The organism is Pseudoalteromonas sp. SMS1, assembly GCF_021530565.1.
Taxonomy (GTDB): Bacteria; Pseudomonadota; Gammaproteobacteria; order Enterobacterales; family Alteromonadaceae; genus Pseudoalteromonas.
In genome coordinates, this window is sequence record NZ_JAKGBI010000003.1 from 158368 (window position 1) to 177067 (window position 18700).

The 18700-nt window shown below is 44.3% G+C and carries 18 protein-coding genes; 7 read left to right on the plus strand and 11 right to left on the minus strand.

Going from position 1 to position 18700, the window contains the following annotated elements:
* Positions 1-8: 8 nt before the first annotated feature.
* Positions 9-1607: a DKNYY domain-containing protein gene (locus L1286_RS04450; protein WP_235405706.1), complete on the minus strand. Its 1599-nt coding sequence runs from the start codon at positions 1605-1607 to the stop codon at positions 9-11.
* 226 nt (positions 1608-1833) lie between these two features.
* Positions 1834-2037, minus strand: a complete 204-nt coding sequence (locus L1286_RS04455) for a hypothetical protein (RefSeq protein ID WP_235405707.1) — start codon at positions 2035-2037, stop codon at positions 1834-1836.
* Between the two features lie 365 nt (positions 2038-2402).
* Here L1286_RS04455 and L1286_RS04460 point away from each other — a divergent pair, with 365 nt between their 5' ends.
* Complete coding sequence (locus tag L1286_RS04460; protein WP_235405708.1) at positions 2403-4544, plus strand: S9 family peptidase; 2142 nt, start codon at positions 2403-2405, stop codon at positions 4542-4544.
* A gap of 37 nt (positions 4545-4581) precedes the next feature.
* Here the strand turns inward: L1286_RS04460 and L1286_RS04465 are convergent, their stop codons facing one another.
* The 5 genes from L1286_RS04465 to L1286_RS04485 form a co-directional block, all read right to left on the minus strand.
* Positions 4582-5367, minus strand: coding sequence for an ABC transporter permease (locus L1286_RS04465; protein ID WP_235405709.1), 786 nt, complete (start codon positions 5365-5367; stop codon positions 4582-4584).
* A 161-nt stretch (positions 5368-5528) separates the two neighbouring features.
* On the minus strand, positions 5529-6218 hold the full coding sequence (locus tag L1286_RS04470; protein WP_235405710.1) for a hypothetical protein: 690 nt from the start codon (positions 6216-6218) through the stop codon (positions 5529-5531).
* A 352-nt stretch (positions 6219-6570) separates the two neighbouring features.
* Positions 6571-7338: a lipoate--protein ligase family protein gene (locus L1286_RS04475; RefSeq protein WP_235405711.1), complete on the minus strand. Its 768-nt coding sequence runs from the start codon at positions 7336-7338 to the stop codon at positions 6571-6573.
* A gap of 81 nt (positions 7339-7419) precedes the next feature.
* Positions 7420-8337, minus strand: a complete 918-nt coding sequence (locus L1286_RS04480) for a LysR family transcriptional regulator (protein WP_235405712.1) — start codon at positions 8335-8337, stop codon at positions 7420-7422.
* A gap of 370 nt (positions 8338-8707) precedes the next feature.
* Positions 8708-9667: an alpha/beta fold hydrolase gene (locus L1286_RS04485; protein WP_442961676.1), complete on the minus strand. Its 960-nt coding sequence runs from the start codon at positions 9665-9667 to the stop codon at positions 8708-8710.
* Between the two features lie 220 nt (positions 9668-9887).
* Here L1286_RS04485 and L1286_RS04490 point away from each other — a divergent pair, with 220 nt between their 5' ends.
* On the plus strand, positions 9888-10064 hold the full coding sequence (locus tag L1286_RS04490; protein ID WP_235405714.1) for an alternative ribosome-rescue factor A: 177 nt from the start codon (positions 9888-9890) through the stop codon (positions 10062-10064).
* Between the two features lie 86 nt (positions 10065-10150).
* Positions 10151-10585: a hypothetical protein gene (locus L1286_RS04495; protein WP_235405715.1), complete on the plus strand. Its 435-nt coding sequence runs from the start codon at positions 10151-10153 to the stop codon at positions 10583-10585.
* Positions 10586-10593: 8 nt separating this feature from the next.
* Here L1286_RS04495 and L1286_RS04500 read toward each other — a convergent pair whose 3' ends face one another.
* Complete coding sequence (locus L1286_RS04500; protein WP_235405716.1) at positions 10594-11553, minus strand: bile acid:sodium symporter family protein; 960 nt, start codon at positions 11551-11553, stop codon at positions 10594-10596.
* A gap of 199 nt (positions 11554-11752) precedes the next feature.
* Here L1286_RS04500 and L1286_RS04505 point away from each other — a divergent pair, with 199 nt between their 5' ends.
* Together L1286_RS04505 and L1286_RS04510 are read left to right on the plus strand one after the other, a co-directional pair.
* A complete protein-coding gene (locus L1286_RS04505) occupies positions 11753-13162 on the plus strand; it encodes an alanine/glycine:cation symporter family protein (protein ID WP_235405717.1) in 1410 nt (469 codons plus the stop codon).
* Positions 13163-13870 (plus strand): hypothetical protein, encoded by a 708-nt coding sequence (locus L1286_RS04510; protein WP_235405718.1) that lies wholly within the window; start codon positions 13163-13165, stop codon positions 13868-13870.
* Here L1286_RS04510 and L1286_RS04515 read toward each other — a convergent pair.
* The gene (locus L1286_RS04515) at positions 13867-14913 is read right to left on the minus strand and encodes a PLP-dependent cysteine synthase family protein (RefSeq protein ID WP_235405719.1); all 1047 of its coding nucleotides are present in this window, start codon (positions 14911-14913) and stop codon (positions 13867-13869) included. The two genes, L1286_RS04510 and L1286_RS04515, sit on opposite strands and share 4 nt — an antisense overlap.
* A gap of 302 nt (positions 14914-15215) precedes the next feature.
* Between L1286_RS04515 and L1286_RS04520 the strand changes: the two genes are divergently transcribed.
* Positions 15216-16997, plus strand: a complete 1782-nt coding sequence (locus L1286_RS04520) for an ABC transporter transmembrane domain-containing protein (RefSeq protein WP_235405720.1) — start codon at positions 15216-15218, stop codon at positions 16995-16997.
* A 74-nt stretch (positions 16998-17071) separates the two neighbouring features.
* Here the strand turns inward: L1286_RS04520 and L1286_RS04525 are convergent, their stop codons facing one another.
* Positions 17072-17590, minus strand: a complete 519-nt coding sequence (locus L1286_RS04525; protein WP_235405721.1) for a GrpB family protein — start codon at positions 17588-17590, stop codon at positions 17072-17074.
* A 190-nt stretch (positions 17591-17780) separates the two neighbouring features.
* Here L1286_RS04525 and L1286_RS04530 point away from each other — a divergent pair, with 190 nt between their 5' ends.
* Positions 17781-18251: a CreA family protein gene (locus tag L1286_RS04530; RefSeq protein WP_235405722.1), complete on the plus strand. Its 471-nt coding sequence runs from the start codon at positions 17781-17783 to the stop codon at positions 18249-18251.
* Positions 18252-18304: 53 nt separating this feature from the next.
* Here L1286_RS04530 and L1286_RS04535 read toward each other — a convergent pair whose 3' ends face one another.
* Positions 18305-18679, minus strand: coding sequence for a YybH family protein (locus L1286_RS04535; RefSeq protein WP_235405723.1), 375 nt, complete (start codon positions 18677-18679; stop codon positions 18305-18307).
* Positions 18680-18700: the final 21 nt, after the last annotated feature.

Sequence of the window (18700 nt, forward strand, 5' to 3'; positions counted from 1 at the left end):
TACGCTTGCTATCCTTTGACCTTTCGGAACCAGAGCGTGTGCAACTTGTCTTCAAGGAATGTGGCATGGATAACAGGCATACCAAATTCATCGAATAAGAATATGTCTTTTTTGTCGCCTTCCTTAAGCGATCTGGTCCATAAGCCATCTTGATAAGAAATATTAAATTGGCTGACTTTTTGCTCCGTGGATTCACCGTCGATTTCAGCTAATGTATGACTACATATACCAAGTTGCGTGGTACATTCAAATGGCAAGTATTTGAATGTAATAAAGCTTTTTCCAATTGGTTGATTAGTGACAATTGGCTGACCAGATAGGGTGCGCTTCTCCAGCATGACCCCTTTTGTTGAACGATTAAAAATAGCGAAAATAGCTTGTTCAGATTCGATACCTTTAAAGTGGTAGCTAAGGGTTCGGCTGCCTGGGCCCGGTTTGAAAATATCAAAATGGTAATCTTGTGGCAGTTTACTGAGGTCTATTTTATCCGCATTTTCAGGTGTTAAATAAGCGTGGTTAAGCTCAGACTTTTTCGTCTCAACTAACGATGCAAAACCTTTTTGCCACTTTTCTTTGCTTGCTTTATTTTCTTTGGCGATATTTTTGAATATTTGACTGAATGCGTTAGCTTTACCCTCTTGCGTCGTCATATCGTCTAAATCAACATCTTTGGTGTACGAGAGAAGCGATAAGAGCGGGCTAGTTGGCTTTGTATCGCAACTTACCGGCTCATGTTTACTATAACAGCCGTTTTTATCGCGACCAAAATATAAGCCGGATCTGCCTTTAAATGTTTCAGGGTCCGCACCTTGTACTATTTGACCATCAAAATAGACATGGTTTTTATCATTGAAGTAGCTACCATTTTTTTGGAAGGTGGATATATCTGCATCGAGTTTTTTATCTTTGTAGTATACCGAATTTTGGTCTTTCACAATATGTAGCGACATCCTCTTCAGCTTTGCAGCGTTCAGATCGGGCAATACATGATGCTTAAAATATACATTGTTTTTATCAACGCCATGACTGTCATATTTTACCTTGAAAGTGCGCGGGTCCGCGCCGTCAATGACTTTACCTTCATAGTATACACATTGGCTGTCTTTTGCATGGTAACTTGTGTTGCGTGTAATGACTTTGAAAGTATCGATATCACAAGGAGTAAACGGTTGAAATTGAGCAATGCCATTGAACCAAATTTGACTATTCGATCTCAGGTAGGTCGCGCCAAATGGCTCATCGTTGACCTCAAGCAGTGTCAAATTTGTTGGTGATAGCCCAGGCACAATATCACCAAACCTAAAAACGTGTTGTTTATCATAGGCAAAAGGCCCTGTAACAATCGTAAATGAGGCGGGATCGGCAAATGGAATGGCGGCGCCCCAATGGTATACATAATTTTTATCTTTCGCGTAATTATCATTCAGATACGTAAATGTCGAAAAGTCGACATTTTTCATTTCTACATAGTTTGCTGGTTGGTAATGTGAATAGCTGACATTGTAGCTTACTTTCTGAATGTCAGGATTGAGACGGAAATTTCCAACAACTGAGGCACACCCGTTTAAGAGTAAAAGGTAGCCGAGGGCCATAATCGCTTTTTTCATAAATATTGACGTATCAAGTTTTGAGAGTAAAAGATTATACCATATTTACTCAAAAGGCTCGGTGTAGATTTAACCTGGTTTGGGTACGTTAGTGTGTTGATATTGACGAGCTCTAGGTCGTTATTCGACTGAGGCTAAGGGGAATTACCTGGCTGTCGCAGCGTCAGTTGACGTAAATGCCGCACTACGTTTATCGGCATCGGTGTTTGCAATGGCTCAAGGTCGATTATTGGCACCATCCTCTGTGACTATTGCATCCTTTATATGGCGTTGTGATACAAGGTCCATTTGTCCAGCAAGGCATTTGACCTGAGTGGCACCAATAGTCTTTTGATGCAATTGCACCACCAGCAACTTGATTGGTTACATCTTTATTGAGTTGCTTATTGCTCAGTTGTTTGATGCCTTTTTTATTGAGTTTCAATTTCACAGCTATATCCTTTTTGGTTGTTTTTTGCCCGCCTTAGCCTTGCAACATATGATAGCGTTGTCAATTGCAGTTTTGTGATCCCTTAACAATGTGCAGATTGATAAGCCACACGCAGTGTTCAGCTCGAATCGCACATGGATTTTGGCATCTGGTGTCGCGTTGTACTCTATGGCATAAATTGTGCTGTTTTACGCTGACACTGGCATAACGCTTGAGAGCTGAAGCGTCGTTTCCAAAGCGGCGTGACCCTGTTGGTATTAAAATGGGTCATTTATAACGCTTAAAATATATTAGATTCAGGTGGTTGGTCGCAATATGCTTTCAATAGGCCTTGCCTTTGAGGCATCTTTACATGGTGTATAGGAGTGGCGTGCGAACAGTACGTCTTAGATGATGCGTTGGACATTTATCCCGCTGACGATGACAATACCACGAGTATGGATATGAACAAAAACAGAAAATTGAAAGTAGCGGCTTGTTTAGCTCACTTGCTAGTAGCTATGCCATTGATGGCACAGGGTAGCCAAAGTTCAGAAGATGACATATGGCAGTACCAAGATGTATTTAATATAGAGTATGCGGCGTCCCCTGAGGTGCACCCTGATGGGTATAAAGTGATCTATGAGCGAAGAGCGATGGACATAATGTCTGACAGCGTGCGCTCAAACCTTTGGGAAATCGACCTCAAAACGAAGGCGCATAGCCCATTACTGTCTGATAGCAAACAATATCGTAGTGCCCGTTACTCACCTGATGGAACGCGTGTGGCGTATTTGACTAATGCCGAAGGCGACAATCAACTTTATGTCCGGTGGTTGGACAGTGGCAATACAGCGCGTGTCACGAATGTGACGCAAGGTGTGAGCAACATCAGTTGGTCGCCGGATGGTAAATGGATTGCATTTACCATGTTTAAGCCCAAAGCGCACAGCGGCATTTTTAAAGACATGCCGAAAAAACCCAAAGGGGCTAAATGGGCGGGCGAGGCGACTTATATTGATACTATGCTGTATCGCCGTGATGGAGGAGGCTTTATTAAGCATGGCTATGAACATATTTATATCGTACCTGCAGAAGGCGGCACACCGCGCCAATTGACTCATGGGGACTTCCATCACCGCTCGCACCTTGCTTGGAGTGAAGATGGGAAATTGATTTACTTTAGTGCTGATCGTCATGACGATTGGCAAAACAGGCCTCGAGAGTCAGATATTTATCGCCTTGATGTACAAGCTGGTGGGGTGACACAAGTAACCAATGAGGTAGGCCCAGAGCATCGCCCGAAGATAAATTACCAAAGAAATAAAATCGCTTATCTGGGATTTAAAGATCAAAAGCGTTCGAACCAAAACTTTGATATCTACATGATGGGCTTAGACGGTCAAGAGGTGGTCAACTTGACTGAATCATTAGATAGGCCCATCAAAGCACACCAATGGGATAAAAAAGGCCGAGGGCTCTACTTTAGCTACGATGACCATGGTCAGCAATATGTTGGTCATGTCACGCTAAAAGGAAAAGTCACTGAAAAATTAGCCTCATTAGGAGGTCAATCTCTGGGCAGGCCTTATACTTCTGGCGAGTTCGCGGTAGTGGGCAATGGCCGACTGGTTGTTACCGCCGCCAATACAGAACGTCCTGCTGACTTAGCACTGGTTGACAAACGCCGCAGTGTAACTCCTTTGACAGCGCTCAACGAAGATTTCTTAGGGCACAAGAAGAGTGCTGAAGTACACCCTCTAACAGTTAAGTCTTCCGTGGATGGTCGAGACATCGAAGCGTGGTATGCGTTGCCACCTAACTTTGACAGTCGTCAAAAGTACCCATTAATTTTAGAAATTCACGGTGGGCCTCATACCGCTTATGGACCAAATTTTAGCACCGAAGTACAACTTATGGCCGCTAAGGGGTATGTTGTAGTTTGGTCAAACCCAAGAGGCAGTACTTCCTATGGCGAAGCGTTTGCGAACTTGATCCACCATGATTACCCATCGAAAGATTATAACGACCTCATGGATGTTGTCGATGGCATGGTGACTAAAGAGTTTGTCGATAAAGACAACCTGTTTGTAACGGGCGGCTCTGGTGGTGGCGTATTAACGGCTTGGATCATTGGGAATACCGACAGATTCAAAGCGGCAGTCGTTGCCAAGCCTGTTATTAACTGGATTAGCTTTGTGCTCACAGCGGATGCCTACAATTATTATGCAAAATATTGGATGCCTGGTATGCCTTGGGAGAAAACAGAGCACCTTTGGAAACGTTCACCTTTGTCACTGGTCGGCAATGTTAAAACGCCAACCATGCTGCTCACGGGAGAGCTAGACTATCGTACACCAATGAGTGAGACTGAGCAGTATTATCAAGCGTTACAACTGCGCAATATCGATACTGCGATGGTGCGTATACCTAAAGCGGGCCATGGCATCGCTGCCAAGCCAAGCAACTTAGTACAGAAAGTGGGTAATATTTTGGCATGGTTTGAAAAGTATAAAGACCAAAAGTAAACCGCGTTAGCTGCGCATGGATTTTTGCTAATCGACATTAGGCCACAGCAAGCTGTGGCCTTCCTTCATGATTTAACGCCCGTCTGATCACTAAAAACAAGCACAATGTCGTACAAATGCTCATCATCACGAAGATGGCAATCATGATCATTAATTGATATTTAATGGCAACCATCGGTGTTGCCCCACCTAAGATCTGACCCGTCATCATACCAGGGATAGTGACTAAACCGGTTGTGGCCATGGTTGCTAACATCGGGGCTAATGCGTGTTGTAGTGCATGTTGTACGAAAGGGCGTGTTGCCTCAATTGGTGAAGCCCCCAAAGACAAGGCGGCTTGATACTCTGGCCACCGCTCTTTTAAGGAAGAGAAAAAACTCTGTAAGCACACAATGTTACTGGTCAAACTATTACCAAGCAGCATGCCCGCCAGAGGAATGGCATACTGTGCGTGGTAATATGGCTGGGGCTTTATCACTGCCAGAGTGAGAATCGCAAGCAGAGGAAATAGCCCCGCAGCAAGGCTCATTGCAACAGGTGAAAACAAGACTTTAAGCGGGAGCTTGGTTTTACTGACAATGGCAGATGTGCCTATTAAAACCATGATACTCAGCCAACTGATGTTAATCCAAAAATTATTTAATTGAAATAGAAACTCCAAGTAAAGACCAATCATAATGAGTTGTAGCGTCATCCGGCCCAAACCGACTATGGTGTCTTTGGCCATGCCTAACTGATAGTGAAAGTTAAGATAAAAAGGAATAATCAGTGTGAGGCTAAAAGCGGCCAATTGCCACCATTGAATGTCTATGACGCTGTGCATAATCAAATCTATTTTAATCTGTTTAATATGGGTTTGTTTACTATTATGAAGCGGTCATTAAGCTAGCACCTCTGCATGACACTTTTATTGACAAAAACAGTATGAAGCAATGCGTCATTGCTCGAGAAGGTCGCGGCGATAAACGCCATCCTCTCACGAACTTACTTTTGAGTACCTAAAAACTGATAATCTGAAAAGGTTGTTTTAGAGGTCTCTTCAATATCTATAAAAAAAGAAAACGTGCCATTCATTTCCATATAGCTGCTTTTGGGCAACACATGATTTTTGAGAGTTTGAAATCGCATGTTTAATTTAAAGTGGCTGATATTGGCAAGCGCAACAGGACTAAATTTGTCCGTATTAATGATGTTGATTTCTTCAATACTGGCGGTGACTTTATTTATGGTCACAGAGCCTGTTAGTTTCCCAATTGCATCTTTACCTAGATCAGCAAGTTGGACAGGATAAGTATATGTGATGCCGTGTGCGGTTTCGCTTTCTACAGACAGTGAGCGTGGGTTAATGAGTTCGCTCAGTGGTACACGGTACCCTTCATTTTCACGGCTAGAAGCAAACTCTGCTACTTGCTTTGGGGTTGGCGGCGTGCCGTTGAGTTTCAGTAAATGCCAACGTTTTCCGCGCGGTTTTTGGGGGTGATATTGGGCATAAACATCCGTTTTTTCACCTTCTTCAACTTCACTATGGTGGTAGGCGAAAGTCCAATTACCTCGTTCAGTTGCCTGAAATTTCGCAATTGCCTTTTCTACAAACTGTTGGTGTGTATGCTCTGTCGCCAATGATGGGAAAGCGGTGATTAAACAGCTGTATAAAGCGTATTTTACGGTGTTCATAAGCGCTCCTTTTTTAATGATTATGGGCGCTTTGATGTGAAATAGACGTGAAAATACGTGTGTGTAAAAATGCCTGTCAATAATTACACAACAGACTTTTTCGAGCGGTGTCTATATACAGATATCATAGCCACAAAGGTCACTGCCACAGGTTGAAATTGTGACAGGGGATTTCCCTCGGAAATCGGTTCAGATAACTGAATTGGCAGGCGTTTTTGATCTGCACTTACTGTTTTTAGTGCTTTTTCTTTTTAACTTCATGATAATTTTCGTTGTTTAACGGACGGGTGTTACTCACGTTGATATCCGCACAACATATCAATCAGGCATCCGTTTTATCATCCATTAAACGTTATTTGGCGCTAAAACTATCAACACTCAGTAATAACTCCTGTCTTAATATTTCGGTTAGTGTTCCCGGGGGGTAGGTACCCGTTAAGTGCTTGTCGACGCTCGTAGACGCTGCGGGGTCATAAAGGTTGTCAGCACCAGCCAACTTATAGAATTGATTAACGATACCGGTTGTATAATGAGGATCTGCTTCGACCATAATCATGGCTTGGGCAAGCACGCCTCGGTGCAAACCGTAAGGGTTTGAGCCTGATAATGTGATACGCTGGGCTGTGCCTGTCACTTTGAGCGCATCGATATTTAGGTTAAACCGTCCATCGCAATAGGCACCTGGCGTTTCACCATACTCGCTTTGTATCCCCAAATTACTCAGCGCACTTCTAATTGGCTCACACAGAGCAATGTAAATGGTATCGACATTAAGCGTGGCCTCTTTGGTTTGAGCTAAAATGAGCGAAAAATTCAAGATACCTGGCCCGTGAGGCACGGCGGTGCCGCCACTGTCCCTAACTGCAACTGGCCAATCAAGTTGTGCTAGGGTGTGACTTGCGAGTTCAAAGTGAGGGAGTTTGGCTTCCTTACGACTGACTATGAGTGACTGTGGGCACTCCCAAAGTCTAATCGTTGCTGGCAGTTCACCGGTGGCAACCTGTTTTAGCAACAGACTATCTTGTTCTAGTGCTTGTTTCGTATCTTGAGCAAGCGGCTCATTCAGTACGCGCCAATGATGTGCTTGGTAAAAGCGTTTCGCGAGTTCTTTTTCTGTCATGAGCCCATACTTCCTTTAATGTCGCGTTATTATTATGTTGAATACTCTGATGTAGTGTAGACGTAAATAGAGAATGTGTATTTACGTGATATTATCTAAAGCAAGTTGAGAAGTCGGCATCATCATACTTTGGTATCTGAGCTCACCTAGAAAAGCACGGGCAGCGGGCCCTAAACTATCCCCGTCGACAAAAGTAAGATGGAGCTGTGCCTTACGAGTACGTCCGGTTTGTAAATTGAGTGGCACCAGTTCACCAGAGTTGAGTTCTTGCTCGATTAAGGGGACTGGCAGCCATGCAAAGCCAAAACCTTTCTTTATCATATCGATGGATGTGCGCATATGGCTGACCGTCCAACGCTGCGAGGCTTGTAGCCATCCGGAGTCATGACTTTTTGCCACCGCCGAGTCTCGCACAACAATTTGACGATGTGACTTGAGATCTTCGAGTGTGAGTGCCCTTGTTGTTTGATGCAGAGCGTGATCTGGGCTGGCGGTGGCGATGAAATCTATCTGGCACAGCTCTTCGCTAAATAAGCCCTCTAGTGTAAACGCTGAGACTGCAATATCGACAAGGGCATTTTCAAGTTGTTCATTGGCCCCATTAAGCACCGATTCAACCAGTTCTATACGCAAAAAAGGGAACTCATTGGATACTTTGTCGAGGACTTGGTAGAGCATGGGGGCAGGGAAAATTTCATCAATGGCAATTCGCAATTTGGTTTCTATCCCCTCGGCAAGATTGACACCGATGGTTTCAACTTTGGCGGCTTCTTCGAGTAGATATTCAACCCTCCGCAACATGAGTTCACCGGCTTCTGTAAGTACCGTTTTCCTGCCTTCTATTCGAAATAACTTTACGCCAAGGACGGTTTCGATTTTATTTACGGCATTGTGAATACTGGACTGGCTTTTATGGATTTGCTGAGAAGCTTGGTTGAAGCCCCCAAAATCTACAACGGCCTTAAACATGCGCCATTGTTCTAGCGTGACTTTAAGCATGGTCGTTTTACTCCTCACATCTGAATGTAACATTATTAAATGACGTTCAATCGAATGATACAGTATACATAGCCAAGTTTTTATTCGGTATAGCCGAATTTCATGGTATGAGGACTAAGCCTGGTCGATGTAATATCATGTATTAAATACCGAGTTACCATGGTTTGAACACGGGCCGCGTTGCTTTTTCTTAACTGCAGAGTATAAGTGGTTTTATTTACGTCGGTTTGTAACGTACACATGCAGTTATGGTCAATTTGTTATTGTTATTGTTATTGTTATTGTTTTGACTCCCAAGCCATAAAGCCCATTCAATACCGGTGGGCTTATTCTGAGCCTGTTTAGGTGTATCTCACTGGGTTGACTGAGCTTAAGTAGAAGGCTTTTTGCCCCAATCTGGTTTTTGGGCTTTTTTTGCCAGCTTTTTTGCACGCTTGGCCTCACTTTTACGCACATGTTTGACAATCCATTTTATAAGTTTTGGGGTCAGTTCAGGTGGAAAATTATGGCCCATGCCCGGGACAATTTTGAGCTTGGATTTACGGATCTGTTGCGCGGTTCTTTCTCCCTCTTGGCTAGGAATGATAGGATCTGCTGCACCATGAATGACTAAAGTGGGTGCTTTGACTTTGGACATCAAGTTGTGCCTTGAACCGCTGGCTGCCATGGCGGCAAGTTGTCTTTGAAAGCCGTGCGGATTATAGGCCCTATCTACGGTTTCAATGGCTTGGCGTTTGAGTGTACGCTCATCTTGTGGGTAGCCAGGGCTACCAATTAATTGATTGAGGCGAATGTTGTAGTTGATTGCCGCATCTCGATTAGCTTTATCGGGTCGCATTCCCGCGAGTTTAACAAACACCTTCAAATTGGTGTGGGTCAGCTTCAGCGCGGAGGAGGAAGACATTATTGAGGTTAAGCTGACGACTTTTTTTTTCTGTTTGGCTGCAATTAGCTGCGCTATCATGCCCCCCATGGATGCCCCAACTAAATGTGCCCGTTTAATCTTTAGGGCTTTCATAAGTGCAAGCGTATCTTGCGCCATTTCTTCCAATGTGTACGGCACCTGTGTGCGAATGGGCAGTCGAGCACTGAGCCAGGTTTTGAGCACACTAGGCTTACCATGGTGCTCCAATTGGGTTGAAAGCCCGGCATCTCGGTTGTCAAAGCGCACCACGCGAAACCCTGCATCTACTAGGCCAAAAAATAATTCATCGGGCCACAAGGTCATCTGCGCCCCCAGCCCCATAATTAAGACAATCGTAGGTGCGTTTTTGTCGCCGCTCTCCTGATAGTTAATTGAAATACCTTTGTGAATAGAGACTGATGCCATAGATATATTTGAGGTCATTCAACTTACTGTTATGCATTCTAGTCATAAAAGTGAGCGAATGCCTACCTTCTCGATTCAGTGTACCTTATACATAATATGTTTCATAAAGTGAGGATAAACACCTATGCAGCAGCGGATTTGACACAATAGCACTTGCGGTGGTGCGACTGAACATGAATAATGATGCGGCAATGACTATTTAAATAAATCTGGAAATACGATGAGTAAAAAAATAAAACACGCCCACCAGCGTGGAGAAATCAAAGAGAATGCCTTAAAAGCATTGGTGACGAGCCCATTATTCAAAAGCAAAGTTGAAAAAGCGAAAAAAGGCAAAGGAAGTTTTCGCAGAAAAGCAAAGCATCAGGGCCAAGAGCCTTATTTTATGGCAGCGTAACCCCCATTGCGGCGAGCTATAAAATAAGCCTTTTGAACCCATGTATTTATTTGGTAAGACAACTGACGAACAAGAAGGATTTTATTATGCGTTATAAGGCTGTGCTTACTTTAGTGATTGCGCCCTTATGTCTTTGTGCATGCCAAACAACCACGTTTACCTATAACCCGCAAAACCGTGAACATAGTCAATTAGCACTGGTGCATTTAGAGCAGGGCCCACGCAGCTACGCGAACGATTATTTAGCCGAAATTGAATACATTTGGAACGAGCAAGGCAAAGAGTTAAGTGGGCGATTACCTTATGTCAGCGCCACCTTTTCGACGATGAAAATGCACCCGGGTGTTTACCGTATTCAAGCTAAATGTGCCAATGCAAAATATGCAGGCAGTGTTGAAGGGATTTTTAATTTTCAGTCTGGCGGCCAATATCGCGTTTATTGTGAACAAAAAAAAGACCGCAATACGTTGGGGTTTGCGGTCTCTACTCATGTGTCTTTAAAACTTGAAACACTCAAGTAAGTTGCTGCTTAGCGCCGCAACTGCACACTGTTTACTTGCGTTTCAGTGGTGTCATCAGAAATTGAGCGTCTGCACCAAAAACTTGCCAGCATAGAACCACTGATATTATGCCAAATTGAGAATACTGTGCCGACCAGCGCTGCAGAGTACGGGGCAAAGAACTTCATCGCTAATGCGACGGCGAGCCCTGAATTTTGCATGCCAACTTCAAAAGCAATGGTGCGGCAAACTCGCTCTTGTAATCCGCACCAGCGCGCAACCCAATAGCCCGACAGTAACCCGGCACCATTGTGGAGCATTACGGCAGCTAAAATTAATGGACCAAGGTTCATAATTTGGGATTTATTGAGCGCGACAATTACCGCAATGATGAAGATAATGGCGAGCATCGAAATGAGAGGTAATACAGGCTGGATTGTCTTTATTGTGCTTTTGAACCGCATATTAAGTGCTAATCCAAGTAAAACTGGGGCGAGTACAATCTTAATCAGATCTAGCATCATTGCGAGCATCGGAATGTCCACCAATTGCCCTACATAAACTGAAATAAGCAAGGGCGTTAAAATAACCCCAATTAAGGTACTAATTGCGGTCATAGAAATGGATAAGGCCACATCACCTTTTGCTAAAAAACACATGACATTGCTTGCTGTACCGCCGGCAACGCACCCTACTAAGATCATACCAATGCTCAGGGTTGTTCCCAGTTGCAATAAGTAAATCAGTAACATAGCAACCAGAGGCATCACCAGAAATTGCAATGACACACCCAGTACAACAGCTTTCAATGATTTTCCTACGCGGCTAAAATCAGCCAGAGTCAGGGTCAAGCCCATGCTGAGCATTATGAGACTAAGCAGGGGGATAATCGCGGATTTAAATTGCGTAAAGCGCTCTGGCGAAATAAAAGCGATGGCGCTAATTAACAATGCCCACAATGGAAATAACTGAATAATACGATTTAACATGAGATGTCCACTCGGTTGATATGACCCCCATTAAATACTCACAATGTGTAGTGATTATGGTTATCTTGGGTAAAGGGTGAGTTTGTACAATGTTTAAACTGTTGTTATGTTAACAATCAGTTACTTCAAGTCAAGATTGCCAGCTTCTTCAAGCATAGAGTCTTATGACATAATCGATTCGCAGATCAGGGTAGGCATTATGAGTGAGTTTTTAATTGGGCCAATGAACAGTTTACTGTGGGGAGATGGGCAACTCCTCATTTATGTCCTGCTGTTTGCCGGAGTCTGGTTTAGTGTTCGGTTACGTTTAATTCAGCTGCGTGAATTTACGCATATGTTTAAATTGCTTAAAAAGGATGGAAAATCTGATCCGCGCGGGATCAGTTCATTTCAGGCATTATGTACGGGGTTAAGTGCCCGGGTGGGTACCGGTAATTTGGCTGGTGTCGCCATGGCCATTTCTTTAGGAGGCAGTGGCGCCGTATTTTGGATGTGGGTTATTGCACTGCTAGGGATGGCGACGGGGTTTGCTGAAAGTGTACTTGGACAGCTATACAAAGTACGCGATAGTCACAAAGAGTTCCGCGGCGGGCCCGCTTATTACATTCGTTTAGGGCTTAATAACAAGGGCTTAGCGGTGTTATTTTCACTGTGCTTATTTTTGGGCTACGGTGCAAGTTTTAGTGCCATGCAAGCAAATACCATTGCTGAGGCCTTGCACAATACCTTTGCGATTTCGACTAGCACCAGTGGCATGGTTATCGCGGTTGTCGCGGGTGTTATTGTGATGGGGGGATTTAAGCGTATTGCTCGGTTTGCGGAATTAGTCGTGCCCTGGATGGGATTGGCTTTTGTGGCCACCGCCGTGATCATTGCCGCAATGAATTTTACGCAGTTACCGTCGCTTGTCGCGGATATTGTGCTGTCTGCATTTGGTTTGACGGAAGCTTCTGCTGGGGCATTGGGCGCTGCCATCAAAAGTGGTATTCAACGTGGGATGTATTCCAATGAAGCTGGGGCGGGGAGTGTACCTCACGCGGCCGCCGGTGCCGCACCTAAACCTAACCACCCTGTGGCGCAGGGTTATATTCAAATGCTCGGTGTATTCCTCGATACCATAGTTTTATGCAGTTGTACCGCGGTTGTGGTGCTGTTGGCGGGGGTTGGGTCAACAGGGCAAATCGCAGGGATTGGAGTCACCCAATACGCCATGTCGGTTCATTTCGGCGAGTATGGCGATGATTTTATTGCTGCCGCAATCACGTTATTCGCGTTTACGTCGGTGGTGGCTAATTATGCCTATGCGGAAAGTAACTTACACTTTTTTCGCTTAGATAATAAGTGGGGCAAAGGGGGGTATACCGCCATATACCTATGTATGGTCGTTTGGGGCGCAAATGCCAGTCTACGAGAAGCTTGGAACCTGGCGGATATGTCTCTTGGCTTGATGACGCTCGTGAATATCTACGCCATCGTGCAATTGACGCCAACAATCGTCAATTTGACGAAAGACTATGCTGACAAAAGGCGTACTGGCGGTGATATGGCTTTTCGCCGTAGCGACGTTACAGTGCAGGGTCGGATTGCGGAAGATGTTTGGAAAAATTAAATGAAATCATGGCTTAAGTATTTTTATCCTCAACCAAGCAAGTGTGCGAGTTTAACACCTATCTCAGCCATAGCTGCGAAGCAGGTTGGTCAAAGTAAAGAAGCGCTCATCAAGGCAATACTGAGAGACTCTCTGGCTGATCCTTTTATAACGGTGCGTTATCATTTGGGTAGGCGAGCAACCGATCCGTTGACCGATGTGTTTGAGAGCGTTGCCTTAGTTAACATGGATAAATTTTTAACATCGAACCGGTGGGAGATTCGCGCGGAGGCACAGTGGCAACAGGGGGTGTATACCTTGGTGTTTGGCAGCAACAAACTGCTGGATGTTTTGAACACACGGTCGATTTTTTATGCTGATGCAGCACAAGGAGAGACGCTGTCGTATTTACGCTTAAAAAGCCAAAGCGACTTATATCGACCGGTTTACCGGCACATCATTCCTCACATGCTAAAAAGCTATCAACGTCAGTTTACAAACCAGCAATCTTCAGAGCAAACCTTTTTGGAGGTTAAACTGTTAAAGGAGTTGATAGCGTCGTATTGTCAGACAATGCACAATGCTGACCAGCACAGTCAGTGGCATACGCAAACCCGAGCTGCAGTTGAGGCACATTTCATAGCATGTATAGCAGCCAACCATGTTGGCGACTATAACGATGAACAGGTTGCTAAGGCCTGCGAAATATTACAGGTATTTGAGAGTTAAGCGCTAAACCATGCATTGAGTTGAGCTTGGTAAGGGGTTATGTCACCGATGTGCTCTTTGACCCATTCGGGGTTGTAATAGGTATCTAAGTAGCGGTTACCGCTGTCACAAATCAAGGTGACAATGGCACCTCCCTTATTGTTATGCTTCATCTTTTCCGCTGCGCATAAAGCCCCCCATAAATTGGTGCCTGTGGATGGTCCAGCTTTTCTACCCGTAAACTCCTCTAACCACAACATGGCTGCGATACTGGCAGCATCGGGTACTTGCATCATGTGGTCAATCACATCAGGTTGAAATGATTTTTCAACTTTAGGACGTCCAATTCCTTCAATGCGACTGGAACGGCCCGTACAAATACAGTCATTTTTTTGTGAGTACCCTTCGTAAAATGCTGAAAACTCAGGATCTACGACCATAAGCTCCGTTTCATAGCCTTTATACAAGATATAGCGTCCCAATGTTGCAGAAGTACCGCCTGTGCCAGCCCCCATAACGACAAGGTCTGGGACTGGGTGTGGTTCGTATTTCATTTGATTAAAAATACTTTCGGCAATGTTATTATTGCCACGCCAGTCGGTGGCACGTTCGGCATACATAAACTGGTCCATAAAGTAGCCGCCTAATTTGTCGGCGAGCTCTACCGCAGTATCATGCATGTCTGTTGCGCACGCCACAAAGTGACACTGCCCGCCATAAAACTGAATTTGATCGATCTTGCTTTGCGCTGTCGACGCGGGCATCACCGCGACAAAAGGAACCCCAATCATTTGGGCAAAGTAGGCTTCTGACACCGCCGTGCTGCCAGAAGAGGCTTCTATGACGGGGGTGCCTTCTTTAATTTTGCCGTTGCACAAAGCGTATAAAAATAATGAGCGAGCGAGTCTATGTTTAAGGCTGCCAGTTGGGTGTGTACTTTCATCTTTTAGATAGAGATAAATATCATCGAACTGGGGGATTTGAAATTTAAATAAATGTGTATCAGCAGAGCGATTTTGATCTGCTTCTATTTTGGCAATACTTTGTTTAACCCAGCTTTTCATCTCATCTCACTCCTGTCGTACTGACAAATTACACTTAAGTGTTGTATCTATCATCTAATATTCTTTTTTGTTATATCTTATTCTACACGCGTTTTGGTGGTATTTTAAGCTTTATTTCAAGGTCTGTTTAATGTCCCTGTTTGCCTATCTTTTGTGCGGATGTTAAGGGCCTGGTAGAGGTATTTTCTTATGAGCGAACTACTCGGTTGTGTTTTTAATCGTACAGCTGTGGCAGACTGACGGGATAACACTGTGTTTTTTTCGTCAATACACAAAGCGCGATTCAATTTAAGGAGTTACTATTGAGTGCCAAAGATGCCCAGCCCGAGCGGGCCATTACCAGTTTGCTACCGATTATTTCATTTATAAAACCTTACAAGTGGGTTGCGGCTTTAGCACTGTTTGTGTTGCTGGTAACTGCAGGACTTAACCTATCCATTGGTCAGGGCGTTAAATTTGTTATCGACAGTGGCTTTATTGCCGGCTCAAAAGCGCAGTTAACCCAAGCTATAAGTGGGTTAGTGATACTCATTTCTTTAGTGGCGGTCGGTACATTTTGTCGATTTTACTTGATGAGCTGGTTAGGAGAGCGGGTCAGTGCAGATATTAGAAAGGCTGTTTTTAATCAAATCGTGCATCTACATCCGAGTTATTTTGAAGAGAATCGTAGCGGTGAGTTAATGTCTCGATTGACCACGGACACTACCTTATTGCAATCGATTGTCGGTTCGTCTTTTTCTATGGCGCTGAGAAGCTCACTGGTTCTAGTTGGTGGCTTAATTATGCTGTTGGTCACGAATTTTAAATTGACTTTGTTAGTGATCGCTTGCGTCCCTCTGACGTTAGTACCAATCATGATATTCGGTAAGCGAGTACGCAGACTCTCTGAAAATAATCAAAGTGCAATTGCGGATATTAGTACATATGCGGGTGAAATTATTCAGCATATTAAAGTCGTACAAAGTTATACCCATGAAGAAAAAGAAAAGCAGGCATTTGGTGGCGAAGTCGAAAAAGCATTTGGGGTTGCCAAACAAAGTATCAAACAACGCTCTTTTTTAATTGCTGCGGTGATATTTCTGACTTTTGGGGCGATCAGCGTGATGTTGTGGGTGGGTGGTATGGACGTACTGGAAGGCCGAATGACAGGAGGGGAGCTCGGCGCATTTATCTTTTATGCCATTATGGTGGCAATGTCGGTTGCAACCATTGCAGAGGTGTATGGGGAGTTGCAACGCGCAGCAGGTGCAGCTAGCCGGCTATTAGAACTATTAAAAATCAAAAGCTTGATTCAGAACGTCGCCAAGCCTAGTGCGCTTAAGCCCAATTCAGAGCCTGCTATTGTGTTTAAAAATGTCGATTTCTATTACCCGTCAAGGCCAGACTCTGCGGCACTCAAAGCAATAAACTTGAATATTGAACAAGGTAAAATTATTGCTCTTGTCGGGCCTTCTGGTGCCGGTAAAACCACATTATTTGAGTTACTACAGCGATTTTATGATCCGCAATCAGGGCAAATTGAATGCCGGGGTGAAAATATAAAAGCGCTGTCTCTGAGTGATTTACGTCATAGCATGGGGATGGTACCGCAGCAGCCAGTGCTCTTTAGCTCAGATGTTTGGCACAACATTCGCTATGGCAATCCAAATGCATCAGATGATCAAGTTATTGCAGCTGCAAAGCGCGCACATGCACACGACTTTATTGAGCAACTACCGGAGGGCTACCACAGCTTTTTAGGCGAACAAGGCGTGCGATTGTCTGGTGGTCAAAAGCAGCGTATTGCCATCGCGCGGGCAATTTTAAAAGACCCAGACATACTACTGTTAGATGAAGCCACCAGTGCATTGGATGCACAAAGTGAATTTCATGTTCAAGCGGCACTGAATGATTTAATGCATTCGCGTACGACACTGATCATCGCACACCGACTGGCTACGGTGACGCATGCAGATATGATAGTAGTGATGGACAAAGGTCAGATAGTGGCCACAGGTACGCACCAAGCCCTTATTGAAGAGTCAAGGTTGTATCAGCGGTTATGTGAATTGCAGTTTGATAAAGCTAATCCGACGCTGGTGTAAATCCCATGTAATGTAGTTGTCACTTTCTTGTGTGATAAGTGGCTACGACATTGTCTGAGCGTGAGGGAGTAGACCTACATGCGACTTAGCAGGTCTTTCACAAATGGTGACTTAGCTTTACCGTATTCGTCTTGGTTGTGCTTGCCCGATGCTAACACCGCTTTTTTTTGTTGCTCGTATGCCACTCGATCTGCTGGGTTAGCGAGCATATGTGCTTTGTAGGCCTGCTGCTTTAAATGCTCTTGACTATTGAGGGCGATCACATGTGCATGCACATTGAACTTTTCGTTATTAAAAATAACGGCAATGTCTTTACGTGGTCGGGTATCAGGAAATGGTTTATCACTATGCTGAGCAACAAAACCAAAGTGCTCTAAGTGACGCACAGCTTGCTCCCGGCAATCTGGTTGATACAGAATCGAAATATCGATGATACCTTTGCCACCGACTTGGAAAGAGGAAGAGCCAAAATGAATAAACTCAAAACGAGGATCGCTCAGATGTGAAATCACGGCTTTTGCAACGTCGAGGTAAACCGGGCGCCAAGCGTTAAAACTCGCTGGAACTAATTCATAAGGGCAAAACTTAATCATTATTATGCTCTAAGTATTAAACAGAGCACTTATTTTGCCTTGCTACCCGTGAAATCACAAACGCCTTTTGGCAGGTAAACACGGTGAACGCTATTGCGGTAGATGAATATCATGTAAAGTTGAGATGATGATTTTATGGTGTAATCCCATTCACCTTAGGATAAAAAGTAATGTCACGAGAGGGACTGATATGAAAAAGCAAACACTATGTGGACTCGCGCTCTTAATGCTCGCAGGTTGCTCAGATAGCGAGGTTGGTGATGTGTCATTGGGCTTGTTTACGCTGAAAGACATTAAGTTAGATTCGATGATAGATCCCGTTGTTACTGGAGTAACCTGTCATGTTGCCAGTGTTGAGGCTGATCTTAGTTTATCAGATCCGAGTGACAGTTCGATTTCTTGTCGACAAACGGGTGAAATTACTGCGCAAATGATCGCCCAAATAGATAAATCGAAATCAGGGGAAGTGGTCTTTAAAAAATCGAAAAGTATCTTTTTGAAGTCAATGAAGGTACGTCGAATATATGATCCCACGAGTCAAACATTGATGTATTTATCGTACAGCACGAAGGAGACGTCAGGCAGTTTTAAACATAGCTTGTCGACGGTGCCTTTGTGGGGAACTGAGGCGTATATCCAGTCTTCACAAAAGGCACAATAGCGCGTTGAGGGGCGATGTAAGAGACTCGCACGGCCCTCGCAAAACAGCGCAATTTATTTTTCACCTTGCACTTCAAATTCGTCGAAAATTAAGCGTGCTTGGCCATCTTCTTCCACAATCCAATGTTCTTTGTGGACGACACCATAGGCTTTATTCATGGTCCATTTGGCGGTTAATATGTAGCCCCCTTGTGGAGATGGTTGCCATTCAACATCTGTATAGTCAACGTCACCAAAACCCTGTGAAATAATATCTTGCCAAAATTGCTCGATCTGTTCACGACCTGTGAATGTACCAAAAGGGCGAGCATGCATAACCGCATCGTGGCAGTATTGTGCAGCACAGCCTTTGGCGTCTTGATTGTTGAATGCGTGTTGCCATGCAGCGATACCCGCCTTGCAACGAGTGAGTACGTGTGATTCAGTCATTGTATTGATCCGTTGAATTAA

Excerpts from the sequence above, each read along its gene's own strand:
- L1286_RS04450 (WP_235405706.1), bottom strand. The coding sequence starts at position 1,607 with ATGAAAAAAGCGATTATGGCCCTCGGCTACCTTTTACTCTTAAACGGG.
- L1286_RS04465 (WP_235405709.1), bottom strand. The coding sequence starts at position 5,367 with ATGCACAGCGTCATAGACATTCAATGGTGGCAATTGGCCGCTTTTAGC.
- L1286_RS04470 (WP_235405710.1), bottom strand. The coding sequence starts at position 6,218 with ATGAACACCGTAAAATACGCTTTATACAGCTGTTTAATCACCGCTTTC.
- L1286_RS04475 (WP_235405711.1), bottom strand. The coding sequence starts at position 7,338 with ATGACAGAAAAAGAACTCGCGAAACGCTTTTACCAAGCACATCATTGG.
- L1286_RS04480 (WP_235405712.1), bottom strand. The coding sequence starts at position 8,337 with ATGCTTAAAGTCACGCTAGAACAATGGCGCATGTTTAAGGCCGTTGTA.
- L1286_RS04485 (WP_442961676.1), bottom strand. The coding sequence starts at position 9,667 with ATGGCATCAGTCTCTATTCACAAAGGTATTTCAATTAACTATCAGGAG.
- L1286_RS04490 (WP_235405714.1), top strand. The coding sequence starts at position 9,888 with ATGAGTAAAAAAATAAAACACGCCCACCAGCGTGGAGAAATCAAAGAG.
- L1286_RS04495 (WP_235405715.1), top strand. The coding sequence starts at position 10,151 with ATGCGTTATAAGGCTGTGCTTACTTTAGTGATTGCGCCCTTATGTCTT.
- L1286_RS04500 (WP_235405716.1), bottom strand. The coding sequence starts at position 11,553 with ATGTTAAATCGTATTATTCAGTTATTTCCATTGTGGGCATTGTTAATT.
- L1286_RS04505 (WP_235405717.1), top strand. The coding sequence starts at position 11,753 with ATGAGTGAGTTTTTAATTGGGCCAATGAACAGTTTACTGTGGGGAGAT.
- L1286_RS04510 (WP_235405718.1), top strand. The coding sequence starts at position 13,163 with ATGAAATCATGGCTTAAGTATTTTTATCCTCAACCAAGCAAGTGTGCG.
- L1286_RS04515 (WP_235405719.1), bottom strand. The coding sequence starts at position 14,913 with ATGAAAAGCTGGGTTAAACAAAGTATTGCCAAAATAGAAGCAGATCAA.
- L1286_RS04525 (WP_235405721.1), bottom strand. The coding sequence starts at position 17,590 with ATGATTAAGTTTTGCCCTTATGAATTAGTTCCAGCGAGTTTTAACGCT.
- L1286_RS04530 (WP_235405722.1), top strand. The coding sequence starts at position 17,781 with ATGAAAAAGCAAACACTATGTGGACTCGCGCTCTTAATGCTCGCAGGT.
- L1286_RS04535 (WP_235405723.1), bottom strand. The coding sequence starts at position 18,679 with ATGACTGAATCACACGTACTCACTCGTTGCAAGGCGGGTATCGCTGCA.